The organism is uncultured Neisseria sp. (assembly GCF_951230505.1).
Classification (GTDB): Bacteria; Pseudomonadota; Gammaproteobacteria; order Burkholderiales; family Neisseriaceae; genus Neisseria.
Map to the genome: position 1 here is coordinate 1 of NZ_CATNVN010000053.1, position 11159 is coordinate 11159.

8 protein-coding genes and 1 pseudogene are annotated in these 11159 nt (G+C 51.7%); 7 read left to right on the top strand and 2 right to left on the bottom strand.

What is annotated here, in order from left to right; genetic code table 11:
* Positions 1 to 685: 685 nt before the first annotated feature.
* From Q1M25_RS04965 to trkA, 5 genes are all read left to right on the top strand, one after another.
* Positions 686 to 1324, top strand: coding sequence for a 2Fe-2S iron-sulfur cluster-binding protein (locus Q1M25_RS04965; protein ID WP_070608671.1), 639 nt, complete (start codon positions 686 to 688; stop codon positions 1322 to 1324).
* A complete protein-coding gene (locus tag Q1M25_RS04970) occupies positions 1324 to 2952 on the top strand; it encodes an FAD-binding protein (protein ID WP_300482407.1) in 1629 nt (542 codons plus the stop codon). Before Q1M25_RS04965 ends, Q1M25_RS04970 begins: the two co-directional genes overlap by 1 nt.
* Positions 2949 to 4202 (top strand): NADH-ubiquinone oxidoreductase-F iron-sulfur binding region domain-containing protein, encoded by a 1254-nt coding sequence (locus tag Q1M25_RS04975; protein ID WP_300482410.1) that lies wholly within the window; start codon positions 2949 to 2951, stop codon positions 4200 to 4202. The genes Q1M25_RS04970 and Q1M25_RS04975 overlap by 4 nt, the downstream gene beginning before the upstream one ends.
* Before the next feature lie 212 nt (positions 4203 to 4414).
* Positions 4415 to 5866 carry a DASS family sodium-coupled anion symporter gene (locus tag Q1M25_RS04980; RefSeq protein ID WP_300482413.1) on the top strand — a complete coding sequence of 484 codons (1452 nt, stop codon included), beginning with the start codon at positions 4415 to 4417 and terminating at the stop codon, positions 5864 to 5866.
* A 94-nt stretch (positions 5867 to 5960) separates the two neighbouring features.
* Positions 5961 to 7373, top strand: a complete 1413-nt coding sequence (trkA, locus tag Q1M25_RS04985; RefSeq protein ID WP_150537916.1) for a Trk system potassium transporter TrkA — start codon at positions 5961 to 5963, stop codon at positions 7371 to 7373.
* Between the two features lie 77 nt (positions 7374 to 7450).
* On the opposite strand, the gene lgt is transcribed toward trkA, so the two are convergent.
* On the bottom strand, positions 7451 to 8311 hold the full coding sequence (gene lgt, locus Q1M25_RS04990; RefSeq protein WP_003746206.1) for a prolipoprotein diacylglyceryl transferase: 861 nt from the start codon (positions 8309 to 8311) through the stop codon (positions 7451 to 7453).
* A gap of 74 nt (positions 8312 to 8385) precedes the next feature.
* Positions 8386 to 9516 (bottom strand): M14-type cytosolic carboxypeptidase, encoded by a 1131-nt coding sequence (locus Q1M25_RS04995; RefSeq protein WP_300482418.1) that lies wholly within the window; start codon positions 9514 to 9516, stop codon positions 8386 to 8388.
* Positions 9517 to 9690: 174 nt separating this feature from the next.
* Here Q1M25_RS04995 and argB point away from each other — a divergent pair, with 174 nt between their 5' ends.
* Both argB and eno read left to right on the top strand, forming a co-directional pair.
* Positions 9691 to 10578, top strand: coding sequence for an acetylglutamate kinase (gene argB / locus Q1M25_RS05000; protein WP_049323441.1), 888 nt, complete (start codon positions 9691 to 9693; stop codon positions 10576 to 10578).
* 261 nt (positions 10579 to 10839) lie between these two features.
* Positions 10840 to 11159: pseudogene (gene eno, locus Q1M25_RS05005) on the top strand (phosphopyruvate hydratase); the annotation flags it as partial.

Below are 11159 nucleotides of genomic sequence, written 5' to 3' on the forward strand. Positions count from 1 at the left end.
CACTTGGTTATTGATAACCTATATCTACTGGCAATTCACTTACATAGAAATAAAACTACATTATTTTTAAACGATAACCTTATTGCCAGGCCGTCTGAAATATTTGCCCTACACATCTGAGTAAAAAATTTAGTAGCCTGTATTTAAAAGAGAACCATCCCCATTTCAGACGGCCATTTTATTTTTTAATACGATACACAATTGTAAAATTTATGTCATTCCCTCCCTCAACCTTCTTGACGGATATCAAACTTATTTAATTTTCTGAAATTTTATAACAGCCTTTTCGTTTGTTTACAAAATTAGATATTATCCAATCTATACAATAGGTTATATATTAATTTCTAATATAGAATAATGATTTCTACTAGCAAATATTAGATTATTTTTGCAAATATACTGAAAAGGTAATTTTATTTTACCTTTAAAATCAAATATAAATGATTAATTTGTCTAAATAATAGGCATATTTTGTTTACAATCTTTTCCTTAAGCAAGGCTAATCCCTCCCTATCATCAAATCCAACAAATTCTGATACACTTCGCCTTATATAGATAAACATTGATTTTAAAAGAATTTCCGAGTAAATCACTTGGATATTTTCCTCATACGCAATAAATGTAATAAAAATACAATTAACCAAATTATCCACTATTCCAACTTCCAATTTCACAGGAACAAATCATGAGTGAAAATTTGTTAACCCTGACCATAGACGGCCACGAAGTCAAAGCTTCCGCCGATTCGTCAATCATCCAAGCCTATGCACGTTCGGGCAATGCGATTACTGCCAACGTCGGCTGCATGGGTCAAGGCGTATGCGGTTCCTGCCGCTGCATGATTCGTAAAGAAGGCGAGCGCGAAGTAACGACTGCGTTGGCGTGCGAGACTAAAGTCGAGGAAGGCATGCAGGTCAGCTTCTTGGACTACTTTATTCCTGAGCATATCCAATATTACGACGTAGGCGAGATTGGCGACGGCTGGAACTGGTTGGACGATACCGCCAAAGCCTTTCCTGAAGCGCAAAACTGCCGTCATTGCGGCGGCTGTAACCGAGCCTGTCCTAAAGGTTTGCAAGTGGAAAACGGCGTAGCGCAGGTAGTTTCCGGCGATTTCGGCGCGGCTGCGCTGACCTTTGACCAATGCGTGATGTGCAACCTCTGCACCCTCTCCTGCCCCGAACACATCCGTCCGAACCACTTGGGCTTGTTCGCCCGTCGTATGAAAGCGGCGCGTACGTTGCGCCCTGTGGATTTGATGCGCCGCCTGCGCGAAATCGACAGCGGCAAAATGAAAGTCGAATTTGAAGAGGAGTCAGTGTAATGGTTAACAAAATCCAAGGCATAGACTACGAAACCGCCCTTGCCAACCTGCGTGCGTCCTCATTGGAGTTGCGCGGCGATTTACCTGAAAAGAACGAATTACTGAGCCAATTTCACCCTGACTATCAGGCAAATGCGCGTGTGAAACTGCCTATCGGCCCAAACCAAGGCGATTACTGCCATCCTGATTTGGCCAAACTCTTAATCAGTCAACCTCTGATTGACGACTATAATTTATCAGGCGCGGAACACTTGAACACTGACGTATTGGTAATTGGCGGCGGCGGTGCGGGTGCGGCGGCGGCGTTGTCTGCGACCGAAGCAGGCGCGCGCGTCATCATGGCGAACAAACTGCGTATCGGCGACAGCAATACCGTGATGGCAGAAGGCGGTATTCAAGCTGCTGTCGGAGCGGAAGACAGCCTGCAACAACACTTTGACGACACCATCAAAGGCGGCCACAACGTCGGCAAAAAAGAATTGGTTGCCCAAATGGTTACCGATGCGCCGTCCGCCATCCGCTGGCTGATCGGTTTGGGCATGACTTTCGACCTTGCCAAAGGCGCGGACAGCAACGGCATGTTGAGCCGCAAACGTGCAGGCGGTACGACCGTACCGCGTATTTTGAGCTACCGCGACTTTACCGGCCTTGAAATGATGCGCGTACTGCGCGAGGCGGTCGAACTCGACGAAAACATCACACAGCTCAACCGCCACCCCGCCATCGAATTATTGTCGGACGAACACGGCCGCTGCGTCGGCGCGATTTTGTACGATTTGGAAAAACGCTCTTTGGTATTGGTTCACGCCAAAGCCGTGATCTTGGCAACCGGCGGCAGCGGACGTTTGCACTTGCAAGGTTTCGCTACTTCTAACCACTATGGCGCGACTGCAGACGGCCTGGTAATGGCTTACCGTATCGGCGCCAAACTGCGCGATGTCGATTCTTTCCAATACCACCCGACCGGCGTTGCCCACCCTCCACACTTGGCAGGCGCGCTGATTTCTGAAGCCGTGCGCTCTGCAGGCACCAAACTGGTCAACGGTTTGGGCGAACGTTTCGTTGACGAATTGCAGCCGCGCGACGTTGTTGCCGCTGCGATTCTGCGCGAATGCCGCGAAGGCCGCGGCGTGGTACGCGACGGACAAGTCGGCGTATTCCTCGACACACCGCGCCTGATTGCTAACGACCCTGACGTATTGAACCGTTTGGTAACACTCGGCCACGTTGCCCACAAATGCGGCATTGACCCTGCCGTTGAGCCGGTCATGATTCATCCGACCCTGCACTATCAAAACGGCGGTATCGAAATCAACGGCGACGGCGCAACCTGCGTCGAAGGACTCTATTGCGCCGGCGAAGTAACCGGCGGCATTCACGGCCGCAACCGTCTGATGGGCAATGCGCTTTTGGACATCATCAGCTTCGGCCGCCGTGCCGGTAAAGCTGCGGCAAATTGCGGCCTACCTCTGAAAAAAGTACGCGGCGGTGTCGGACACGTCCATGACCTGCAACGCGAAATGACCCGCGCCGGTCTGACCAGCGACATCAAAGCCCCCGTTTTATATCCCGACTACGGCAAATTCGATTTGCGCGAACACGCCGGTTTGCAGGAGCAACAATCATGAATCAAGCCAATCAAAACTTACTGCATCCTTCCCGCCAAGTCGGCGCAGATTTAGCCGCTTGGCGCAAAGTCGGCGGCGGCGAAGGCCTGCTGGCCGCGCTTGCCGATCCTCAAAGCATTGTTTCCAAACTGCAAGATGCCAATCTTTGCGGTATGGGCGGTGCAGGTTTCCCGACTTGGCGCAAATGGGAGGCTGCCGTTGCCGCCCAAAGCAAAAATGGCGACAAATACGTCGTCTGCAATGCCAACGAAGACGAACCGGGTACATTTAAAGACCGTGTACTGCTGGCAAATACACCGCACCAAGTCATCGAAGGCATCCTGATTGCCGCCGTTGCCTGCCGTGCCAACAAAGCGATTTTGTACGTCAACCCTCATCAAACCGAATCCATCTCTTCCATCACACCGGCCATCGAGCAATGGAAAAACAGCGATTTGTTTATCCGTATCGAAAACTACTTGGGTAAACCTTTGGACTTGCAACTGGTTGAAACTTCAGGCCGTTACATTGGTGGCGAAGAAACTGCCGTAATTTCATGGCTGGAGGGCGGTTTCCCCTTCCCTCGCCGCAAGCCGCCTTTCCCTGCCGAAAGCGGTGTCAACGGTGAGCCGACCCTTATCAACAATACCGAAACCTTCGCCAATATTCCGCAAATCCTTGCCAAAGGTGCGGAATGGTACAAATCGCTGGGTTTGGGCGATGCGGCCGGTACGAAACTCTACTCGCTCTCCGGCGACGTATTGAATCCGGGTCTGTACGAACTGCCGATGGGCACGACCCTGCAATCGCTGATTTACGATCACGGCGGCGGTATGCTCGAAGGCCGTACGTTTAAAGCCGTATTTACCGGCGGCCCGTCAAACACGCTTTTGACCGTAAAAGATTTGGATGTGCCTTTGGACTTCGTTTCCGTACGCGAACGCAAATCCAGCCTCGGTACCGGCGCGATGATTGTGATTTCCGAAGGCACCAGCGTGGTGCGTAAAGTGGCCGAGTATGTGGAATTTTTTGCTTCCAACTCATGCGGTCAATGCCCGCCGTGTAAAGGTGGCACATTCCAGCTTTCCCGCCTGCTCAACCGCGTGGACACCGGCATCGGCACTCCCGACGACCTGCGCGCCCTGCAAAGCCTGTGCCAACTGTTGCCACGAAGCGGCCGTTGCGGTTTGATTGACGGCGCGGTTACCGTGTTGCAAAGTTCGTTGCGTACCTTCCCCGAAGAATACGGCCTGCCGCAAGAACAGGAGTAAAACGGCGTTGTTTTCAGACGGCCTGTTACTGTAAAGGCCGTCTGAAAAACGATACCCGAATCCCTTTCTCTTCTTCCCAAGATTGAAGAGAAACCCAATAAGAAAAATACCTTCCGAACCTACCAAAACACGTTCAGACAAGCTTCAGCAACACTCAGGCCGTCTGAAAACCGATTTCCCAATACTTCAATCCTCAAATTAGGAGATTCAACATGGGCTTCAAACCAATTCCTGCTGCGGTCGCACTTGTGCTGACGCTGCTTATCTGGTTCGTTATCCCCGTTCCTCAAGGCGTATCGCCTGACGCATGGCATCTTTTGGCATTGTTCGTCGGCATTATTGCCGGCATCATCGGCAAAGCCATGCCTATCGGCGCAATGGCGATTTTGGGTATTACCTTGGTTGCACTGACCGGCGTGACCAACGAAAAAGCTGCAGACGCAACCAAAGACGCTTTGAGCAGCCTCAACAACTCACTTATCTGGATGATCGGTATCGCCATCATCATCTCGCGCGGCCTGTTGAAAACCGGCTTGGGTATGCGTATTGGCTATCTTTTGATTTCTCTCTTCGGCAAACGCACGCTGGGCGTAGGTTACAGCTTGGCATTGGCTGACTTGGTCATCGGTCCGGTAACGCCGAGTAATACCGCGCGCGGCGGTGCCATCGTACATCCGATTATGAAATCCATTGCCCTGAGCTTCGACTCTGACCCTGAAAAAGGTACGGAAGGCAAAATCGGTAAATACCTTTCACTGGTCAATTTCCACTCCAACGTAATTACCTGTCTGATTTTCATCACCGCCACCGCACCCAATCCGCTGGTAGTCGAATTGGTTGCCAAAGCCACCAATTCGCAAATCCAACTCTCTTGGGGCACTTGGTTCTTGGCAATGGTAGTACCCGGCCTGCTTGCTATGCTGCTGATGCCGCTGGTGTTGTATTTCCTGTATCCGCCTGAAATCAAACAAACCCCCAACGCCACTGCATTGGCAAAAGAGCATTTGGCTCAAATGGGACCGATGAAGCGTGAAGAAAAAATCATGCTCGGTATTTTCCTGGTTCTGCTGCTGTTGTGGGCGGGTATTCCCGAGATGCTGTTCGGTGTGAAAGTTGATGCTACCGCCACCACCTTCCTCGGCTTGAGCCTGTGTCTGCTGACCGGCGTACTGACTTGGGAAGATGCGCTGAAAGAAAAAAGCGCGTGGGATACCATCGTTTGGTTTGCGGCCTTGGTTATGATGGCAAACTTCCTCAACAAACTGGGCCTCATCAGCTGGTTGTCCGACTCCATGCAAAGCGGTATCGCCCACATGGGTTTGGGTTGGGAAGCCGGTTGTGCCCTGTTGATGCTGGCCTACCTCTACGCCCACTACGTTTTTGCCAGCGGTACGGCACACGTTACCGCCATGTTCGGCGCATTCTACGGTGCAGGCTTGGCCTTGGGCGCACCGCCGATGCTGTTTGCCCTGGTTATGGCAGCCGCTACCGGCATCATGATGTCGCTGACCCACTATGCCACCGGTTCTGCACCTGTCATTTACGGCTCAAACTACGTCAACATGACCGAATGGTGGAAAGCCGGCTTCATCATGAGTGTGGTCGAAATTCTGATTTTCAGCACTGTCGGCATCTTGTGGTGGAAAGCCTTGAGCTATTGGTAATCCTTCAGCCGATTGAAAAATCAGGCCGTCTGAAACTCCAATTTCAGACGGCCTTTTGTTACAATTTCATTTTTACCGAACACACTCGATTACCGTGAAAATACTTATTCTCGGCAGCGGCCAAGTCGGCTCGACCGTCGCCCAAAACCTCGCCTCCGTTCCCAGCAACGATGTTACCATCATCGACATCGATGAAAAAGCGCTCAACCGCATCAGCAGCCGCCTCGATGTCCAAACCATCGTCGGCAACGGCGCATCGCCCTTTACCCTCGAACAGGCAGGCGCGGCGGACTCCGACCTCCTGCTTGCCCTAACCCGCAGCGACGAAACCAACATCGTTGCCTCCAAAATCGCCGCCGACCTGTTCAACATCCCCGGCCGTATTGCACGCGTACGCTCAAGCGAATACCTCGAATATCCGGTTGCCGGCAGCGACAAACCCGAAGAAGGCAGCCTCAACATCTTCGGCATTACCGAAACCATCAGCCCAGAACAACTGGTTACCGAACAACTTGTCGGTCTGCTCAGCTACACCAGCGCATTACAGGTACTCAGCTTTGCCAACGACCAAGTCCGCATGGTGATTGTTCAAGCTCGCAAAGGCGGTTTGCTGATCGGCCGTGAAATTGCCGATATCAACCAACACCTGCTCGAAGGCGCGGACTGCCAAATCTGCGCCATCTACCGCAACAACCGCCTGATCGTCCCAACGCCGCAAACCGTCATCATTGAAGGCGATGAAGTCCTGTTTGCTGCCGACATCAACAGCGTTGAAGCCATCATGCGTGAATTGCGTCCGAAAGAAGCGCGTACCCGCCGCATCATGATTGCCGGCGGCGGCAACATCGGCTACCGCCTCGCCAAGCAGCTCGAGTCCAAATACGACATCAAAATCATCGAATATAAACCCCACCGCGCCGAATGGCTGGCCGAGAATCTGGACAACACCCTCGTCCTGCAAGGTTCCGCCACCGACGAAACCCTGTTGGACGAAGAATACATCGACGAAATCGACGTCTTCTGCGCGCTGACCAATGATGACGAAAACAACATCATGTCCAGCCTGTTGGCGAAAAACCTTGGTGCTAAACGTGTAATCACCATCGTCAACCGCTCAAGCTACGTCGATTTGCTCGAGGGTAACAAAATCGATATCGTTGTTTCCCCCCATCTGATTACCATCGGCTCCATCCTCGCCCACATCCGCCGCGGCGACGTCGTTGCCGTCCATCCTTTGCGCCGCGGTACGGCCGAAGCCATCGAAGTGGTGGTACACGGCGATAAAAATACTTCCGCCATCGTCGGCCGCCGCATCAGCGGCATCAAATGGCCAAGCGACTGCTACATCGCCGCCATCGTCCGCGGCGCAACCGGCGAGGTCATCATGGGACACCACACCGAAACCATCCTCCAAGACGGCGACCACATTATCTTCTTCGTTTCACGCCGCCGCGTTCTGCCGGAGCTGGAAAAACTCATTCAAGTCAAAATGGGCTTTTTCGGTTAAACCCAAAATCCGTTTGCTTGAAGCGATAAAAAGGCCGTCTGAAAACCTTTTCAGACGGCCTTTATTTCTTGTTTTATTTACGCTTTGGCAACACTGTTTTTACGACCAAACCAAACAAAACCAATCACACCCAATACAATCATCGGCACGCTCAACCATTGACCCATGGACAAACCCAAAGTCAGCAGGCCGAGATAGTCGTCAGGCTGACGGGCAAATTCGGCAATAAAGCGGAACAAACCGTAACCACCCAAGAACAATGCTGCCGTTTGTCCGGCCGGACGTGGTTTTTTCGAGAAAATCCAAACGATGACAAACAGGCAAATACCTTCAAGGGCAAACTGGTAAAGCTGAGACGGATGGCGCGGCAGCATACCGTATTGTTGCAGCCATTCGGCCCACAAAGGATTGTGCGCCGCAGCTTCCGCATCTTCGTAACGCGCTTGTGGGAAACCCATCGCCCAGAAAGCATTGAGTTCGGTAACTCGTCCCCAAAGTTCGCCGTTGATAAAGTTGCCGATACGGCCGGAAGCCAAGCCCAGCGGTACGAGCGGCGCAACGGTATCCATCAATTTCAAGATACTGATGTTGTGCTTGCGGCCAAACAGCCACATGGCAACGACCACGCCCAAGAAGCCACCGTGAAACGACATGCCGCCTTCCCAAACTTTGAAAATATCCAACGGGTTGGCAAGATAATCGGAAAATTTATAAAACAAAACGTAGCCGATACGGCCGCCCAAGATGACGCCCAAGATACCCCAAGTCAGGAAATCATCGAGTGTTTCTTTGGTAAACACAGAATTGCCCTGCGCGATACGGCGGCGGCCCAAAATCGTAAACAGGATAAAACCGACAATATAGCTCAAGGCATACCAGCGGATGGCAAGCGGGCCGATGCTGATCAGCACCGGATCAAACTGGGGATGTATCATCATAATGTGTGTTCCTTATCTCAAAGGCCGTCTGAAAGCCTGAACTTTCAGACGGCCTGTATGCGGTGTCGGATGGTTTAACGCAAATCGTCAACCACATTCAAAATAGCAGATAACATTGCCTCGCCCAAGCGCAGCGAGCGTTGGCCGTTCCAGCCGAAATCATCGTCCGGCAGATTGGCATTGTCTTTAAACGGCATTTCCAAAGTATAGGCAAGGCAGTTGAAATGATTGCCGACCCAGTTGGTCGCCAAAGTCATGCTTGCCTGACCCGGCGCATCTTTGTCATAGCCGTAATCGTCTTGGAAATCGGGGCTAGCATTGAGCAACGCGAGCTTGAATTGGTCTTCCAAGGCTTCAATGCGCTCGTTGTAGTTCGGCACGCCTTCGGTACCGGCCACAAAGACAAACGGCAGGCCTTCATCGCCGTGAATATCCAAGAACAAATCCACGCCGGTTTCCATCATTTTTTCGCGGACGGTAAAGACTTCGGGGCTTCGCTCCAAAGTCGGGTTTTCCCATTCGCGGTTGAGGTTGGCGCCGGCGGCATTGGTGCGCAGGTTGCCCAATACCGAGCCGTCCGGATTCATATTCGGCACGATGTAGAAAGTCGCACGGTCAAGCAGCATGCGCGCGGTCGGATCTTGCGGATCAAGCAGACGGCCCAGCAAACCTTCGACAAACCATTCCGCCATGGTTTCGCCCGGATGCTGACGGGCGATAATCCAGACTTTCATGTCGCTTTCGACTTGGTTGCCGATGGTCAACAGATTAATATCGCGGCCTTGAACGGTACTGCCCAAGTCGTCGATACGGCACAAACCGCTGCCCTGCGCATCACCCAAAAGGTTCAAATGCTGCTCGTTGGAATAAGGCTCGAAATAAGCGTAGTAAACGCTGTTAGACAAAGGCGTATGGTTGATGGTCAACACGCCGTTTTCATAGCTGGTCGGCACGCGGAACCAATTTTGGCGGTCGTAAGAAGCGCAAGCCTGATAGTCCTCCCAGCCCAAAGGATACGCAGCGTCCGCCGCATTTTCAAAATGCATCACGCAGTTTTGATAGGCCGCACCCTGCAAACGGAAGTAAAACCATTGGGCAAACTCCGAAGCATTGTCGGGACGCAGGGCAAGGCGGATATCGGCAGGGTTGCTCAAGTCTTTAACAACGACCGAACCGGCATCGAATTGGGTGCTGATTTTCATCATGGGTATCCTTAGTAATCGGCGAAGAGGCCGAAGCAAACCGTCATTTTACCGTTTGCATGAGGCTGGTTTCAACCATTTAACTGATTTAACAGGATTTCAAGCGCTTGGAAATATTGTTTCAGACGGCCTTTGGGATTAAGATAAAGACCGAAATCATGAAACAAGGTTGAAACCATGACTCAGCAACAATCTGTCTCCTCTGCGATCAAAGCGCGCGTCCTTGCCGAATCTTTACCTTATATCCGCCGTTTTTCCGGCTCCATCATCGTCATCAAATATGGCGGCAACGCCATGACCGAGTCGGCCTTAAAAGAGGGCTTCGCACGCGATGTCGTCCTACTCAAACTGATCGGCCTGCATCCCGTCATCGTTCACGGCGGCGGCCCGCAAATCAATGAAATGCTGGAAAAAGTCGGCAAAAAAGGGGAATTTGTTCAAGGCATGCGCGTGACCGACAGCGAAACCATGGACATCGTAGAAATGGTTTTGGGCGGACACGTCAATAAAGAAATCGTTTCCATGATTACCTCCTTCGGTGGTCGCGCCGTCGGCATTACCGGCCGGGACAACCACTTCATCAAAGCGGAAAAACTCCTGATCGACACGCCCGAGCAAAAAGGCGTGGACATCGGCCAAGTCGGCACCGTGGCCGACATCGATACCCGGTTGGTAGAAGGCTTGGTCGAGCGCGGCTGCATTCCGGTCATCGCACCCATCGGCGTAGGCCAAAACGGCGAAGCGTTCAACATCAATGCCGACTTGGTTGCCGGCAAACTGGCGGAAAAACTTCAAGCCGAAAAACTGCTGATGATGACCAATATTCCCGGCGTACTGGATAAAGAAGGCAAATTATTGACCACCCTGACGCCAAGCCGCATTGACGAACTGATTGAAGACGGCACGCTGTACGGCGGCATGCTGCCTAAAATTGCCTCCGCCGTCGAAGCCGCCAAAAGCGGCGTTAAAGCCACGCACATTATAGATGGCCGCGTTCCCAACGCCCTACTCTTGGAAGTGCTGACCGATGACGGCGTAGGCTCGATGATTTTAGGCGAAGGCTAATCTGGTTTTCAGATGGCCTTATGCCTGATTTAATCAGCTTTTCACCCTAAAAAGGGGAAAAAATGTTACACTATACGGCTTATGTTTGTTTGAACGATATTGACGTGAAACAAACTTACAGTCGGTTTCATACCGACGCCGATGCCATGCACGGCAAAGACGGTATAATGTCTGCATTCATCAGACTTCGGCAATCATCCTCAAGGCCGTCTGAAGCGTAACAAAGCTACTTTTCTTTTACCATCCCATTTGGAGATATTCATGAGCGCAATCGTTGATATTTTTGCACGCGAAATTTTGGACTCCCGCGGCAACCCTACCGTAGAGTGTGACGTATTGTTGGAATCCGGCGTCATGGGACGCGCAGCCGTACCAAGCGGCGCATCAACCGGTCAAAAAGAAGCTTTGGAACTGCGTGACGGCGACAAATCCCGTTACTTGGGCAAAGGCGTATTGAAAGCCGTTGACCACGTTAACAACCAAATCGCGCAAGCCCTCATCGGCATCGATGCCAGCGAGCAATCTTATATCGACCAAATCATGATCGAATTGGACGGTACTGAAAACAAAGGCAACTTGGG

What these genes read in the sequence shown, in the direction of transcription:
- Q1M25_RS04965 (WP_070608671.1), top strand. Translation starts at nt 686, where the DNA reads ATGAGTGAAAATTTGTTAACCCTGACCATAGACGGCCACGAAGTCAAA.
- Q1M25_RS04970 (WP_300482407.1), top strand. Translation starts at nt 1,324, where the DNA reads ATGGTTAACAAAATCCAAGGCATAGACTACGAAACCGCCCTTGCCAAC.
- Q1M25_RS04975 (WP_300482410.1), top strand. Translation starts at nt 2,949, where the DNA reads ATGAATCAAGCCAATCAAAACTTACTGCATCCTTCCCGCCAAGTCGGC.
- Q1M25_RS04980 (WP_300482413.1), top strand. Translation starts at nt 4,415, where the DNA reads ATGGGCTTCAAACCAATTCCTGCTGCGGTCGCACTTGTGCTGACGCTG.
- lgt (WP_003746206.1), bottom strand. Translation starts at nt 8,311, where the DNA reads ATGATGATACATCCCCAGTTTGATCCGGTGCTGATCAGCATCGGCCCG.
- Q1M25_RS04995 (WP_300482418.1), bottom strand. Translation starts at nt 9,516, where the DNA reads ATGATGAAAATCAGCACCCAATTCGATGCCGGTTCGGTCGTTGTTAAA.
- argB (WP_049323441.1), top strand. Translation starts at nt 9,691, where the DNA reads ATGACTCAGCAACAATCTGTCTCCTCTGCGATCAAAGCGCGCGTCCTT.